Source organism: Burkholderia diffusa, from assembly GCF_902499115.1.
Taxonomy (GTDB): domain Bacteria; phylum Pseudomonadota; class Gammaproteobacteria; order Burkholderiales; family Burkholderiaceae; genus Burkholderia; species Burkholderia diffusa.
The window spans coordinates 78,855-92,786 of sequence record NZ_CABVPN010000015.1; the positions used below are offsets into that span (position 1 = coordinate 78,855).

Consider the following 13,932-nt stretch of genomic DNA (forward strand, 5'->3'; position numbering starts at 1 on the left):
GGTAGCATCCACGTTCTTCGCGCCCGTTTCCGTCGTTTCCCGCTCGCCGCCGATGTCCGCCCTCGACTCCCACGCCCCGCTGTCCCGCCCCGCCATCGCCAAGTCGTGGCGCGGCCGTCTCGAACTCGGCTTCGAACGGTACCGCGCGCGCACGACGCTCGTCCACCGGCTGCACGACGGCCCGTTGCGCGTCCAGCGGCCGCTGTATCCGGAGGGCGACGCGATCTGTCACGCGGTCATCGTTCACCCGCCGGGCGGCGTCGCGGGCGGCGACCGACTCGACATCGACATCACACTCGGCGACGGCACGCACGCGGTGCTGACGACACCCGGCGCGACCAAGTGGTACAAGTCGAACGGGCTCGACGCGACGCAGCGCATCGGCATCACGGTCGGCGAGCACGCGAAGCTCGACTGGCTGCCGCAGAACAACCTGTTCTTCGACGCGGCCCACGCCGCGCTCGACTTCACGGTAACGCTCGGCGCCGGCGCGAGCGCGATCGGCTGGGACGCGACGCAGCTCGGCCGGCAGGCGGCCGGCGAAACGTGGTCGGCGGGCCGCATCGCATCGGGTTCGGCACTCGTCGATGCCGATGGACGGCCGCTATGGACCGAGCGCGGGCTGCTCGACGCGCACGATCCGCTGCGCAGCGCACTGCAGGGTCTCGCCGGCTTTCCCGTGTACGGCACGCTGTGGGCGGTTGGCACCGCGTGCGATGCCGCGCTCGCCGAAGCGCTCGCCGTGCGGATGCCGTTCGACGACACCCTGCGCGCGGGCGCGACCTGCGTGACGCCGGGCGTCGTGCTGGTGCGCGCGGTATCGACGTCGATGGAAGCACTGCAGCATCACTTCGCCGACTGCTGGCTTTACCTGCGGCCGCTCGTGCACGGCGTCGACGCACGGCCGCTGCGCCTCTGGCAGACCTGAGCGCCCGGCCCGGCACGCACCGTTTCGGCGCAGTCGCGCCGCCCACCCTGCCCACGATTCATGCATCGCGCACCACGATCGCGCATCGAGACGCGTTCCATCGACATGGCACGCGCCTTGCTGCTTACATAACGGCTACACAACGCACGAAAAGTGGCGCGGTGCTACGATGACCCGCGCCCCGGCCGGAACCCCGCGCACCGATAAAAATTACGTTTTCCTGAACGATTGCCTTCATGAAACTGACTCCCCGAGAAAAGGACAAGCTGCTGATCTTCACGGCGGCGCTGCTGGCCGAGCGCCGCCGCGCGCGCGGGCTGAAGCTCAACTATCCGGAAGCGGTCGCGTTCATCACCGCCGCGTTGATGGAAGCCGCGCGCGACGGCAAGACCGTCGCCGAGGTGATGCACTACGGCACGACGCTGCTCACGCGCGACGACGTGATGGAAGGCGTGCCGGAGATGATCCCCGACATCCAGGTCGAGGCGACCTTCCCCGACGGCACCAAGCTCGTCACCGTCCACCACCCGATTCCGTGACCGAGGTAGCACGCATGATCCCCGGCGAAATCCTCACCGACGACGGCGAGCACGAACTGAATGCAGGCCGCGCGACGCGCTCGCTCGTCATCGCGAACACCGGCGACCGCCCGGTCCAGGTCGGCTCGCATTACCACTTCTTCGAAGTCAACGACGCGCTGTCGTTCGACCGCGCGGCCGCGCGCGGCTTCCGGCTCAACATCGCAGCCGGCACCGCCGTGCGCTTCGAGCCGGGCCAGACGCGCACCGTCGAGCTGGTCGAGCTGGCCGGCGAACGCGCCGTCTACGGTTTTCAGGGCAAGGTGATGGGGCCGCTGTAAGCCGCGCCCCGCTCTTCAGGAACAGCACATGACATTACGCTTGAGCCGCCGCGCATACGCGGAAATGTTCGGGCCGACGACGGGCGACCGCGTGCGGCTCGCCGATACCGAACTGCTGATCGAGATCGAACGCGACTTCACGACCTACGGCGAGGAAGTGAAATTCGGCGGCGGGAAGGTGATCCGCGACGGCATGGGCCAGTCGCAGCGCGTGGCCGCCGACGTGCCCGACACGATCATCACGAACGCGGTGATCCTCGATCATTGGGGCATCGTGAAGGCCGACATCGCGATCAAGCACGGCCGCATCGCCGCGATCGGCAAGGCCGGCAATCCGGACATCCAGCCGGGCGTGACGATCGCCATTGGCGCGGCGACCGAAGTGATCGCCGGCGAAGGGCTGATCGTGACCGCGGGCGGCATCGACACGCACATTCACTTCATCAGCCCGCAGCAGATCGACGAGGCGCTCGCGTCGGGCGTCACGACGATGCTCGGCGGCGGCACGGGGCCGGCCACCGGCACCAATGCGACGACCTGCACGCCGGGCCCGTGGCACATGGAGCGGATGCTGCAGGCCGCCGACGGCTGGCCGATCAACCTCGGCTTTCTCGGCAAGGGCAACGCGAGCCTGCCGCAGCCGCTCGTCGAACAGATCGCAGCCGGCGCGATCGGGCTGAAGCTGCACGAGGACTGGGGCACGACGCCCGCCGCGATCGACAACTGCCTTTCCGTCGCCGACGACACCGACACGCAGGTCGCGATCCACACCGACACGCTGAACGAAGCCGGCTTCGTCGAATCGACGGTCGCCGCGTTCAAGGGCCGCACGATCCACACGTATCACACCGAAGGCGCGGGCGGCGGCCATGCGCCCGACATCCTGAAGGTGTGCGGCGAGGCGAACGTGCTGCCGTCGTCGACCAACCCGACGCGCCCGTACACGATCAACACGCTCGACGAGCATCTCGACATGCTGATGGTATGCCATCACCTCGATCCGTCGATCGCCGAGGATCTCGCGTTCGCGGAATCGCGGATCCGCCGCGAGACGATCGCGGCCGAGGACATCCTGCACGATCTCGGCGCGCTGTCGATGCTGTCGTCCGATTCGCAGGCGATGGGCCGCGTCGGCGAAGTGATCATCCGCACCTGGCAGACCGCGCACAAGATGAAAGTGCAGCGCGGCGCGCTGCCCGAAGACGGCGCGCGCAACGACAACTTCCGCGCGAAGCGCTACGTCGCGAAATACACGATCAACCCGGCGATCACGCACGGGATCGCGCATGAAGTCGGTTCGATCGAGCCCGGCAAGTGGGCCGACCTCGTGCTGTGGGAGCCGGCGTTCTTCGGGATCAAGCCGTCGATGATCCTGAAGGGCGGGATGATCGCGGTCGCGCAGATGGGCGACCCGAACGCGTCGATCCCGACGCCGCAGCCCGTCCATTATCGCGAGATGTTCGCGACGCGTGGCGGCGCACTCGCGCGCACGTCGCTGACCTTCGTGTCGCAGATGGCCGCCGATGCCGGCATCGCCGAACGCTACGGACTCGCGAAGCGCATCGTGCCGGTGCGCAACTGCCGCAACGTGACGAAGGCCGACATGATCCACAACGCGTGGCGTCCGTCGATCAGCGTCGATCCCGAAACCTACGACGTGATCGCCGACGGCCAGCTGCTCACCTGCGAGCCGGCGTCGGTGCTGCCGATGGCGCAGCGCTATTTCCTGTTCTGATTTCCGGTTTTCGCTCCATGCGCACCCTCGACAAACGCATTGCCCCGAACGTGAAGCTTGCCGCGTCGCTCGTCGCGCGTGCGCCGACGCTCACGCTCGCCTATGACGCCCGCTGCAAGAGCCGCCTCGCGGCGACGCTCGACACGGGCGAGGACGTCGCGGTCCTGCTGCCGCGCGGCACCGTGCTGCGCGACGGCGACGTGCTCGTCGCCGACGACGGCGCGCTCGTGCGAATCGCCGCGGCGCCCGAGACCGTGCTGCTCGTGCGCGCGGCCGACCCGCTCACGCTGATGCGCGCCGCGTATCACCTCGGCAATCGTCACACGCCGGTCGAGATCGGCGACGGCTATCTGAAGCTCGAAGCCGATCCGGTGCTCGCCGACATGCTGCGCCGGCTCGGCACGCAGGTCGACGAAGCGAGCGCACCGTTCCAGCCGGAAGCCGGTGCGTACGGCGGCGGCCACAAGCACGGGCACGATGCCACGTTCGCCGAGGATTACGCGCTCGCGCAGCAGGTATTCGGCGAACACCACGGCCACCCGCACGATCACGATCACGATCACCAGCATGGTCCGGGCTGCTCGCACGGCCACCACGGTCATGACCACCACTGAACTCGTCGCGCTGCTGCATCTCGCGTCGCCCGCGCTGCCGATCGGTGCGTACAGCTATTCGCAGGGACTCGAAGCCGCGCTCGACGCGAACCTGATCCGCGACGCCGACACCGCGCGCGACTGGATCGCCAGCGGGCTGACCGACGTGCTCGCGCACGGCGAGCTGCCGTTCCTCGCACATCAGCTCGCGCGCTGGCAGGCGCACGACGCCGACGCGCTCGCGCGCGAAAACGCATGGTTCGTCGCGAGCCGCGAATCGGCGGAATTGCGCCGCGAGACCGAGCAGATGGGCTGGTCGCTCGGGCAGCTTTGCGCGTCGCTCGAATGGGGCGATGCCGCGCGCCGCGCGACGCTCGCGTCGCTGTCGCCGGTCGCACTGCCGACCGCGTTCGCCTACGCGGCCGCCGCGCACGACGCCGGTGCCGACGCCACGCTCGCCGCGTACGCATTCGGCTGGGTCGAGAACCAGACGTCGGCCGCGCTGAAGGCCGTGCCGCTCGGCCAGCTCGCGGGCCAGCGCATCATCGTCGCGCTGCGCGGCGCGATCGACGCGGCCGTACGCCGCGCGCTCGCGACACCACCCGACGCCATCAACACGTTCGCGCCGCAGCTCGGCATCCTGTCCGCGCGGCACGAAACCCAGTATTCGCGGTTGTTCCGCTCCTGAACCCGATCCACACCATGAACGCACCCGCTCCCTCCTCCGCCCGCCGCACGAAGAAACTGCCGCCGCTGCGCGTCGGCATCGGCGGCCCCGTCGGCTCCGGCAAGACCACACTGCTCGAAATGCTGTGCAAGGCGATGCGCGAGCGCTACGACCTCGTCGCGATCACGAACGACATCTATACGAAGGAAGACCAGCGCCTGCTGACGGTCGCGGGCGCGCTGCCCGAGGAACGCATCATGGGCGTCGAGACGGGCGGCTGCCCGCATACGGCGATCCGCGAGGATGCGTCGATCAACCTCGAGGCCGTCGACCGCATGCTGTCGCGCTTTCCGGACGCCGACATCGTGTTCATCGAGTCGGGCGGCGACAATCTCGCGGCGACGTTCAGCCCCGAGTTGTCGGACCTGACGATCTACGTGATCGACGTCGCCGGCGGCGAGAAGATTCCGCGCAAGGGCGGCCCCGGCATCACGAAATCCGACCTGCTCGTGATCAACAAGACCGATCTCGCGCCGCTCGTCGGGGCGAACCTCGACGTGATGGCCTCGGACACGAAGAAGATGCGTGGCGAGCGGCCTTACGTGATGACGAACCTGAAGGCGCTCGAAGGCCTCGCGGACGTCGTCGCGTTCATCGAGAAGAAGGGATTGTTGACGGTGTGAACGGCGGCGCGGCGGCCCGCTGCCGCCTCGCCTGCCTTGGGCGGCCTTGCGCCGCCCGCTCAGTCGCCGGATGCTTCCGACGCGTCGGTTGCGCCGGGCATCGCGCCGCTGCCGCGCTCGGCCGGCGGCAACAACGCCGCGAGCACGTCGACCGAGCGCGCGGTCGCGCCGCGATGACGCGACGCGAACGCGGCACCGGCCGCGCCCATCGCGATACGGCGCGCGTAATCGGCGAACAGCGCGTCGAGCACATGCGCGAGATCGAGCGGATCGGCGACCTGCATCGCCGCGCCGGCCGCGACCGCATCGGCGGTCGCCTGCGTGAAGTTGAACACGTGCGGGCCGATCAGCACCGGCACGCCGACCGCACACGCCTCGATGAGATTCTGCCCGCCGAGCGGCAGCAGGCTGCCGCCAATGAACGCGACGTCGCTGGCCGCGTAGTACGCGCCGAGTTCACCCATCGAATCGCCGAGCAGCACCGTCACGTCGGCCGGCAGCGGTTCCGCCGCGGCGGGCCGGCCGGCCGCGAGCGCCACCGCGTCCGCGCCCCACACCGAACGCCGCACGCACTTGAATCCGTTGCGCGCGACGAGCGCCTCGACTTCGGCGAAACGCTGCGGATGACGCGGCACGAGAATCAGCAGCGCACCGGGCGTCTTCATCGCCGCGAATGCCTGCAGCACCAGCGCCTCTTCGTTCTCGCGCGTGCTTGCTGCGACCCACACGGGCCGCGTGCCGATCGCGTCGCGCCATGCGTGGCCGCGCGCCGCCAGCTCCGGCGGCGTCGTCATGTCGAACTTCAGGTTGCCCAGCACCGTCACGTTACGCGCGCCGAGCGACGTCAGCCGCTCCGCGTCGGCCGGGCTCTGCGCGAGCACGCGCGAGAAACCGCCGAACACGTCGCGCGTCGCCGCGCCGAACTTCGCCGCGCGCCGATGCGAGCGCGCGGACATCCGCGCGTTGGTCAGCACGAGCGGCACGTCCGCGCGGCGGCACTCGTCGATCAGCGTCGGCCACACCTCGGTTTCCATCACGAGGCCGAGCGTCGGCCGCCATGCACGCAGGAAGCGCCGCACCGCGCCCGGCATGTCGTACGGCAGGTAGCAGCGCAGCACGCGGTCGCCGAAGATCTGCTCGCCGGTCGCCCGGCCGCTCGGCGTCATGTGCGTGAGCAGGATGCGCGCGTCGGGACGTGCGCGCATCAGCGCGTCGATCAGCGGCTGCGCGGCGCGCGTCTCGCCGACCGACACCGCATGCACCCAGATCAGCGGCGCGCGATCGTCCGGTGAACGGCCGGCGACGCAGCCGAAGCGCTCGCCGATGTGCTCGCGATAGCCGCGCTCCTTGCGCGAGCGCACGCAGAGCCGGATGACCGCGATCGGTGCGACGAGCCACCACAGCGCGCGATAGATCGCCCTCAGCATGAGCGGACTCCGTCACCGCGGAGGATGCGGTGCGCGCTCAAACCAGCGCCCTGCCCTGCAGGCGCTCGAGAATCCCGAGCGGCGCGCATTCGCGACGCACCATCGCGTCGACCGGCAGGAAGAAGGTCTGCTCGAGCATGAACTGGCCGGACATCACAGCGTGCGAAGTCTGATCCGAGAAACATATCCACACGCTGCCCGGCGGAAACGGCATCGTCTGCTGCGGGCACGTCTTCTGGTAGTCGAGATCGGCCTTCATGCTGTCGTGCAGGTTCAGCATCAGGTGGTCGTACGCGCTGCGCGGCGACTTCGTCACGTGCAGCAGGTTCAGCAGCCACGCCGAACCCGGGAACTGCGGCCGGATCTTCGGCAGGAAGCGCTTCGCGACGTCCTCGAACGGCTCGCCGACGCGCCATACGCGCGGCTGGCCGGCCGGGTTCACGTTCGTGAACACGCGCAGGATCCGCTCGCCGTAGTTCGGCCGCGACGGGAACGCGTCGACGTGCAGCCGGCTGTCGTCCTTGCGCCACGACGTCTGGCGCGTCTCGACCTGCATCAGCCGCAGGCTCGTCGGCGCGACGCGCAGCTTGCCGCGATATTCGGGAAAGAGGCCGTCGACGAGCGTGCCGGCCTGCTGCTGGAAGCGCGCGACCAGCGCGCGTACGGCCGACTGCGTGACACTGTCGCCGAGCACGCCGGCGAGCGCACCGCCGTTCGGCGCGAGGCTGATGTTCTTGCGTTTGGGATCGGCGAGCGCCGGATCGAGCAGCGCTTCCTCGCCGCCTTCGATCGCGAAGCGCAGGTGCGGGAAATACAGCACCTTGCCTTCCTCGACCGCGGCGAGCAGTTGCTCGCGCGGCGCCGACAGGTTGTATCCGCTCCAGTCGGCGGACGGGACTTCGATGATCTGGGATTCGCTCATGATCGGTTCGCGTGCGTGACGGGCAGGGCAGGCATGACGGGCATCACAGCAGACCGAAGCCCGCGAGCACCGCCTTCACCTGCGAGATCGACGGCGGCTGCCCCGCCGTGCCGAGATTGACGACGTTCGGCGACCAGTAACCGCCGGTGCGCCAGGCCGTCGCGAAATTGTACAGTTCGACCGTCGGACGCTTCAGCGCGGCCGCGATGTGAACCAGACCTGTATCAACCCCGACCGTCGCGGCTGCGCCGTCGATCAGGCCGACGACGGCCGGCAGCGACAGTTTCGGCGGCACGATCGCCGCCGCGCCGAACTCCTTCGCGAGCCGCTCGCTCGTCGCGCGCTCCGCGTCGTTGCCCCACGGCAGCACGAGCGACGCGCCGCGCCGCACGAGCGCCTGGCCGAGCTCGATCCAGGCGGCGTCCGGCCACTGCTTGTCGGCGCGCGACGTCGCATGCACGAACACCACGTACGGCACCGGCAGGTTCAGGCCGAGCGCCGCGACCGCGAGCGCCGCCGCACGCGTATCGAGGCCGAAGTCGACCGGATCCGCCGGCGTCGGCGCCGGGTCGCCCAGCGCGGCCGCGACCAGCTGGCGCGAACGTTCGACCACGTGCGTGCGCGGTGCGATCGGCACGCGCTTGCGATAGAAGAAGCGCACCGGCCATTCGTAGCCCGCGCCGTCGGTGCGGTTGCCGAGGCCCGCGAGCGGGCCGCGCGCCCAGCTCGCGACCCAGGCCGTCTTGATGAGACCCTGGCAGTCGATCACGAGGTCGTACTGCTCGGCCGCGAGGCGCTTGCGGAACGCGCGGATCTCGCGCCACGTCGCACCCGAGAGCGGCTTCTTGCGCCAGCGGCGCAGCGAGAACGGCAGCACGTCGCGCACGCCGTCGACGAGCCGCACGAGGTCGACGAAGCTCTCCTCGACGAGCCAGTCGATCTGCGCGTCGGGGTGGCGGCGCCGGATATCGGCGATCACGGGCATGTTGTGCACGACGTCGCCCAGCGACGACACGCGCACGATCAGAATCTTTTGCACGCTGAAAAAACGCCGGCGGACGGCCGGCGACAGGCATAAAGACGCGATTTTATCGCGCCCGGGGGACCACACAGGCAAAAAGCGGCCGCACGCCGTCGGCGTGCGCCGCTTTTCGGGAATGGCGCGACGATCCTTCGACCCTCATCGCGCCGGCGGCGGCCCGCAGGCCGCCCAGGCTCAGAACGGCAGCTTGACGTCCGGCTTCGCGGCCGTCAGCACGCGGCGGAAGTCCGCCTGGATGCGCGCGAGCCCTTCCTGCGTCTCCGATTCGAAACGCATCACGACGACCGGCGTCGTGTTCGACGAACGCGCGAGGCCGAAGCCGTCCGGGTACTCGACACGCAGGCCGTCGATCGTCACGACTTCGTCGGCGCCGTCGAACTTCGCTTCCTTCTGCAGCTTCTCGATCAGGCGGAAGTTCTCGCCTTCGTCGAGCCAGAGCTGCAGCTCCGGCGTGCTCATCGCATCCGGCAGCGCGTTCAGCACCGCGCTCGGATCGGCCGTCTTCGCGAGGATCTCGAGCAGGCGCGCGCCCGTGTAGAGACCGTCGTCGAAGCCGTACCAGCGATCCTTGAAGAACACGTGGCCGCTCATCTCGCCCGCGAGCGGTGCGCCCGTCTCGCGCAGCTTCGCCTTGACCAGCGAATGGCCCGTCTTCCACATCAGCGGCTCGCCGCCCTTCGCCTTCACCCACTGCGCGAGATGGCGCGTGCACTTCACGTCGTAGATGATCTGCGCGCCCGGGTTGCGCGACAGCACTTCTTCCGCGAACAGCATCAGCTGGCGGTCCGGGAAAATGATCTGGCCGTCCTTCGTGACGACGCCCAGGCGGTCGCCGTCGCCGTCGAACGCGAAGCCGAGCTCGGCGTCGGTGTCCTTCAGCGCCTGGATCACGTCCTGCAGGTTTTCCGGGTGCGCCGGATCGGGATGGTGGTTCGGGAACGTGCCGTCGATGTCGGTGAAGCGCTCGACGAGCGTGCAGCCGAGCGCCTTGAACAGGCGCGTCGCGAGCGGGCCGGCGACGCCGTTGCCGGCGTCGACGACGAGCTTCAGCGGGCGCGCGAGCTTCACGTCGCCGACGATGCGCTCGATGTACTGGTCGGCGACGTCGAATGCCTCGTACGAGCCGCTGCCCGTCTCATAGCGCTCGTCCACGATGCGACGGTACAGCGCCTGGATCTGCTCGCCGTAGATCGCCGCGCCGCGCAGCACCATCTTGAAGCCGTTGTAGTCGGGCGGGTTGTGGCTGCCCGTGACGACGATGCACGAATCGACGCGACGCTCGCCGCCCTTCAGCGGAAGCGGCACGCTCGCCGCGAAATAGCCGACCGGCGTGGGCACCATGCCGACGTCGACGACGTCGACGCCCGCCGCACGCAGGCCATCGGCGAGTGCGCCGACGAGCTCGGGCCCCGACAGGCGGCCGTCGCGCGCGACGACGACCGCGTCACCGCCCTGTGCGCGCACTTCGCTGCCGAATGCCCGGCCGATCCCGCGCGCCGTGTCGGCGTCGAGCGTCTTGCCGACCACACCGCGAATGTCATATGCCTTGAAGATGGATTGGGAGATCATCGATTCTCTCTCGGTTGCGTGCATGGAAAATAATCTGGCCGCCTTTCGCGCATGCCCGGCATCATACATGCGGGCCCGGCGCTGCAAGGAACGGGACGGCTGGAGCGGCCCCGATCCAACTTATAATCGCGGGTTTTGATGACGCGGATTCCGTCCATTTTAATGCCTAGCCGTTCCGCCGCCGCCACCCTGCCGCCTCCGGGCGCCCTGCCGGCCGCCTCGCGCGCGCGCGGCTGCCCCGCATGCTGAAGCGATTCGGCAACCCGGACGTCGCGAAGGCCGTCGCGAATCTCGTCTGGCTGGGGCTCGAGCGGCTCACGCAGATCGGCGTCGCGATCGCGATCAGCGGTCTTCTGGCCCGTTATTTCGGGCCGGACGTGTTCGGCAAATGGCAGTATGCGAATACGCTTCTCCTCGTACTGGCACCGCTCACCTGGGTGTGCGGCGCCGAAATCCTGGTTCCGACCATCGTCCACCGACCGCCCGCGCAACTCGGCGCGGTGCTCGGCAGCGCATTCGCGCTGCGCATCGGCGTGTCCGCCGCAGCGCTCGTCGCGACCTGGATCGCGATCGGCGCCGGTGCGTTCGACCCGCTCGTCGGCGCGATGCTCGCGGGCCTCGCGGTCACGATGGTGTTCCGCGAGCCGTTCGTCGGCGTGATCAACGCGTGGCTGCAGAGCATGACCTACAGCAAGCCGCAGCTCGTGACCAGCATGCTCACCGCGCTGGCGAAGGCGCTGCTCGTCTGGCTGCTGGTCCGCGCGGCCGCCGGCCCCGCCCGCTTCGCATGGCTGTGGGCGCTGGAGGCCGCCGCGATCGGCTTCGCGCTGCTGCTCTACTACCGCCATCGTAACGGCGGCACGCTCGGCTGGACGTTCGACAAACCGCTGTTCGGGCACTTTGCCACCGCCGGCACCGTGTTCTGGCTCGGCCTGATCTGCATGTATCTGTTCCTGAAGCTCGACCGCCTGATGCTCGAGCGTCACGTGTCGTTCGCCGACCTCGGCCGCTATTCCGCGGCCCAGCAGCTCAACGAGAACTGGATCACGCTCGCACTGATGCTCGCGCAGACCATCGCGCCCGCGTTCGTGTACCGCGTGCAGGACATCGCGCGGCTGCGCCGCAACATCGTCCGGCTGATCGCGATGACCGCCGGCCTGATGACGGCCGGCGCGCTGGTGCTGGACGCAGCCGCGCCGCTCATCGTCGGCAAGGTGTTCGGCCGCGGCTACGAGGCGTCGGTCGACATCTTCCGCTGGGCCGTCTGGCTGTCCGTGCCGGCCGGCATCGAGGCGATAGGCAATCTTATCGTTCTCAAATATCAAGCAAAATTCGTGTTGCTGGCGAAATGGGTGCTCGCGCTCGCGATCGCCGCGCTCGTCAACGTGTTCGCGATCCCCCGGCTCGGCCTGTACGGCGCGCTCGTCGGGCTGGCGGCCGGCTATGTTGCCGCCGCCGCCGTTAATTTTTATTACATTCGTTTCAAGCTGCGCCCATGACGCCTCCCGCTTGCCCGCCCCCGCTCGACGACGTGGCCGTGCTGATGCCGGCCTACAACGGCCACGACGACGTCGTCCGCACCCTCGCGTCGTTTCGCGAGGACGCGCCGGTGCACGTGCTGATCGTCGACGACGGCAGCACGCCGCCGATCGCGGCGCCCGACCTGCCCGGCCTCGTGGTCGAGGTGCTGCGCATGCCGCAGAACGGCGGCATCGAGCGCGCGCTCGAGGCCGGCATCGACGCGCTCGCGGCGCGCGGCTTCCGCTATGCCGCACGGATCGACGCCGGCGACCTCGCCGCGCCGCAGCGCCTCGCCAAAGAGCGCGCCTATCTCGATGCGCATCCGCGCGTGGCCTGCGTCGGCATGTGGACGCAGGTCGTGTCGCGTGCCGGCGAGCCGCGCTTCATGCTGACGCCGCCCGCCGATCCGCGCACGCTGCGCCGCACGCGCTTCCTGCGCTCGCCACTCGTGCATCCATCGGTCATGTTGCGCATCGACGCGGTGCGCGAAGTCGGCAACTATCGGGCGAAGTACCGCGCGGCCGAGGATCTCGATCTTTTTTTACGGTTAATGCAACGCTACGATTGCGCGAACCTGCCCGAGCTCGGCCTCTATTACGAGCTCAACGAGGGCGGGATCAGCGCGACCAAGCGCCGCCGCCAGCTGATATCGACGCTTTCGCTGCTGCTGCGACACTTCAACGTTCTGAACCCGTACGACTGGGCCGGCCTCGCCAAGAACCTGCTGCATTTCGTGACGCCGTACCGTACGTTGCAGCGGATCAAGCGGACGCTGTTCGCGGCGCGCCCGTCCGCCTAGCCCGCATCCGGCATTTTCGACGCTTTATTTTTTCTTTTTTTTCATGTCCGCTACCTCCTCGCTGCGCATCGCGCTCGTCTGCAACACGGCCTGGGCGATCTACACGTACCGCCACGGGCTGATCCGTGCGCTCGTCGCGCGCGGCGCCGAGGTCATCGTGATCGCGCCGCACGACCGCACGGTGCCGCTGCTCGAGCAGATGGGCTGCCGCTACGTCGCGCTCGCCGTCGCGTCGAAAGGCACGAGCCCGCGCGAGGATCTCGGCACGCTTGCCGCGCTGGTGCGCCATTACCGCGCGCTCAAGCCCGATCTCGTGTTCCATTACACGATCAAGCCGAACATCTACGGGTCGATCGCGGCGTGGCTCGCGCGCGTGCCGTCGATCGCGGTCACCACGGGCCTCGGCTACGTGTTCATCCAGAAAAGCCGCGCGGCCAGTGTCGCGAAGCGCCTGTACCGGTTCGCGTTCCGCTTTCCGCGTGAAGTCTGGTTCCTGAACCGCGACGACCTCGCGACCTTCACCGACGAGCAACTGCTTGCGCACCCCGACCGGGCGCGGCTGCTGCACGGCGAAGGCGTCGACCTCGAACAGTTCGCACCGGCTCCGCTGCCCGCCGGCCGTGGCCCGGTGTTCATCCTGATCGGCCGGCTGCTGTGGGACAAGGGCGTGCGCGAATATGTCGAGGCCGCGCGCGTCGTGCGGGCCCGCTACCCGGACGCGCGCTTCCAGTTGCTCGGGCCGCTCGGCGTCGACAATCCGAGCGCGATCGGCCGCGCGGACGTCGACGCGTGGGTCGGCGAAGGCGTCGTCGAGTATCTCGGCGAGGCGCACGACGTGCGCCCGCACATCGCGGCGGCCGACTGCGTCGTGCTGCCGTCGTACCGCGAGGGCGTGCCGCGCACGCTGATGGAAGCGTCCGCGATGGGCCGCCCGATCGTCGCGACCGACGTGCCGGGCTGCCGCGACGTCGTGGCCGATGGCGAAACGGGCTTCCTGTGCCGCGTGCGCGACAGCGCGAGCCTCGCCGAGCAGCTGATCCGCATGATCGAACTCGGGACTGCCGGGCGCGATGCGATGGGCACGCACGGCCGCCGCAAGGTGGCCGCTGAATTCGACGAGCAGCAGGTCGTCGAACGCTACCGGCAGACCATTCATACATTGACCGGCATCACACTCTGAAGGAGCG

General features: G+C 69.0%; 14 protein-coding genes. 10 read left to right on the plus strand and 4 right to left on the minus strand.

Going from position 1 to position 13,932, the window contains the following annotated elements; translation table 11 throughout:
* The first annotated feature begins 52 nt into the window (after positions 1-52).
* From BTE28158_RS16890 to ureG, 7 genes are all read left to right on the plus strand, one after another.
* A complete protein-coding gene (locus tag BTE28158_RS16890; RefSeq protein ID WP_151048854.1) occupies positions 53-928 on the plus strand; it encodes an urease accessory protein UreD in 876 nt (291 codons plus the stop codon).
* 236 nt (positions 929-1,164) lie between these two features.
* The gene (ureA, locus tag BTE28158_RS16895; RefSeq protein WP_006048588.1) at positions 1,165-1,467 is read left to right on the plus strand and encodes an urease subunit gamma; all 303 of its coding nucleotides are present in this window, start codon (positions 1,165-1,167) and stop codon (positions 1,465-1,467) included.
* A 14-nt stretch (positions 1,468-1,481) separates the two neighbouring features.
* A complete protein-coding gene (locus tag BTE28158_RS16900; protein WP_151048853.1) occupies positions 1,482-1,787 on the plus strand; it encodes an urease subunit beta in 306 nt (101 codons plus the stop codon).
* Between the two features lie 28 nt (positions 1,788-1,815).
* Complete coding sequence (gene ureC / locus BTE28158_RS16905) at positions 1,816-3,522, plus strand: urease subunit alpha (RefSeq protein WP_124903023.1); 1,707 nt, start codon at positions 1,816-1,818, stop codon at positions 3,520-3,522.
* 17 nt (positions 3,523-3,539) lie between these two features.
* Positions 3,540-4,136, plus strand: coding sequence for an urease accessory protein UreE (gene ureE / locus BTE28158_RS16910; protein ID WP_151048852.1), 597 nt, complete (start codon positions 3,540-3,542; stop codon positions 4,134-4,136).
* Positions 4,123-4,803 carry an urease accessory protein UreF gene (locus tag BTE28158_RS16915; protein ID WP_124629644.1) on the plus strand — a complete coding sequence of 227 codons (681 nt, stop codon included), beginning with the start codon at positions 4,123-4,125 and terminating at the stop codon, positions 4,801-4,803. The genes ureE and BTE28158_RS16915 overlap by 14 nt, the downstream gene beginning before the upstream one ends.
* Before the next feature lie 14 nt (positions 4,804-4,817).
* Complete coding sequence (ureG, locus tag BTE28158_RS16920; RefSeq protein ID WP_059605594.1) at positions 4,818-5,465, plus strand: urease accessory protein UreG; 648 nt, start codon at positions 4,818-4,820, stop codon at positions 5,463-5,465.
* A gap of 59 nt (positions 5,466-5,524) precedes the next feature.
* Here the strand turns inward: ureG and waaA are convergent, their stop codons facing one another.
* From waaA to BTE28158_RS16940, 4 genes are all read right to left on the minus strand, one after another.
* Positions 5,525-6,892 carry a lipid IV(A) 3-deoxy-D-manno-octulosonic acid transferase gene (waaA, locus tag BTE28158_RS16925; protein ID WP_174919971.1) on the minus strand — a complete coding sequence of 456 codons (1,368 nt, stop codon included), beginning with the start codon at positions 6,890-6,892 and terminating at the stop codon, positions 5,525-5,527.
* Positions 6,893-6,929: 37 nt separating this feature from the next.
* Positions 6,930-7,814 carry a Kdo hydroxylase KdoO gene (gene kdoO / locus BTE28158_RS16930; RefSeq protein ID WP_151048429.1) on the minus strand — a complete coding sequence of 295 codons (885 nt, stop codon included), beginning with the start codon at positions 7,812-7,814 and terminating at the stop codon, positions 6,930-6,932.
* A 43-nt stretch (positions 7,815-7,857) separates the two neighbouring features.
* Positions 7,858-8,853 carry a lipopolysaccharide heptosyltransferase I gene (gene waaC, locus BTE28158_RS16935; RefSeq protein WP_059605585.1) on the minus strand — a complete coding sequence of 332 codons (996 nt, stop codon included), beginning with the start codon at positions 8,851-8,853 and terminating at the stop codon, positions 7,858-7,860.
* A 177-nt stretch (positions 8,854-9,030) separates the two neighbouring features.
* On the minus strand, positions 9,031-10,425 hold the full coding sequence (locus BTE28158_RS16940) for a phosphomannomutase/phosphoglucomutase (RefSeq protein WP_151048430.1): 1,395 nt from the start codon (positions 10,423-10,425) through the stop codon (positions 9,031-9,033).
* Between the two features lie 242 nt (positions 10,426-10,667).
* Here BTE28158_RS16940 and BTE28158_RS16945 point away from each other — a divergent pair, with 242 nt between their 5' ends.
* Genes BTE28158_RS16945 through BTE28158_RS16955 form a run of 3 tightly spaced genes read left to right on the plus strand, consistent with a single transcriptional unit; the run spans position 10,668 to position 13,925 of the window.
* Complete coding sequence (locus tag BTE28158_RS16945) at positions 10,668-11,924, plus strand: lipopolysaccharide biosynthesis protein (protein ID WP_151048431.1); 1,257 nt, start codon at positions 10,668-10,670, stop codon at positions 11,922-11,924.
* A complete protein-coding gene (locus tag BTE28158_RS16950; RefSeq protein WP_151048432.1) occupies positions 11,921-12,745 on the plus strand; it encodes a glycosyltransferase in 825 nt (274 codons plus the stop codon). The genes BTE28158_RS16945 and BTE28158_RS16950 overlap by 4 nt, the downstream gene beginning before the upstream one ends.
* Positions 12,746-12,788: 43 nt before the next feature.
* A complete protein-coding gene (locus tag BTE28158_RS16955) occupies positions 12,789-13,925 on the plus strand; it encodes a glycosyltransferase family 4 protein (protein WP_151048433.1) in 1,137 nt (378 codons plus the stop codon).
* Positions 13,926-13,932: the final 7 nt, after the last annotated feature.

Bases quoted from the DNA above. Each gene is read 5' to 3' on its own strand.
- BTE28158_RS16890 (WP_151048854.1), top strand. From the start codon at position 53: ATGTCCGCCCTCGACTCCCACGCCCCGCTGTCCCGCCCCGCCATCGCC.
- ureE (WP_151048852.1), top strand. From the start codon at position 3,540: ATGCGCACCCTCGACAAACGCATTGCCCCGAACGTGAAGCTTGCCGCG.
- BTE28158_RS16950 (WP_151048432.1), top strand. From the start codon at position 11,921: ATGACGCCTCCCGCTTGCCCGCCCCCGCTCGACGACGTGGCCGTGCTG.
- ureG (WP_059605594.1), top strand. From the start codon at position 4,818: ATGAACGCACCCGCTCCCTCCTCCGCCCGCCGCACGAAGAAACTGCCG.
- BTE28158_RS16940 (WP_151048430.1), bottom strand. From the start codon at position 10,425: ATGATCTCCCAATCCATCTTCAAGGCATATGACATTCGCGGTGTGGTC.
- waaA (WP_174919971.1), bottom strand. From the start codon at position 6,892: ATGCTGAGGGCGATCTATCGCGCGCTGTGGTGGCTCGTCGCACCGATC.
- BTE28158_RS16900 (WP_151048853.1), top strand. From the start codon at position 1,482: ATGATCCCCGGCGAAATCCTCACCGACGACGGCGAGCACGAACTGAAT.
- BTE28158_RS16945 (WP_151048431.1), top strand. From the start codon at position 10,668: ATGCTGAAGCGATTCGGCAACCCGGACGTCGCGAAGGCCGTCGCGAAT.
- ureA (WP_006048588.1), top strand. From the start codon at position 1,165: ATGAAACTGACTCCCCGAGAAAAGGACAAGCTGCTGATCTTCACGGCG.
- ureC (WP_124903023.1), top strand. From the start codon at position 1,816: ATGACATTACGCTTGAGCCGCCGCGCATACGCGGAAATGTTCGGGCCG.
- BTE28158_RS16955 (WP_151048433.1), top strand. From the start codon at position 12,789: ATGTCCGCTACCTCCTCGCTGCGCATCGCGCTCGTCTGCAACACGGCC.
- BTE28158_RS16915 (WP_124629644.1), top strand. From the start codon at position 4,123: ATGACCACCACTGAACTCGTCGCGCTGCTGCATCTCGCGTCGCCCGCG.
- kdoO (WP_151048429.1), bottom strand. From the start codon at position 7,814: ATGAGCGAATCCCAGATCATCGAAGTCCCGTCCGCCGACTGGAGCGGA.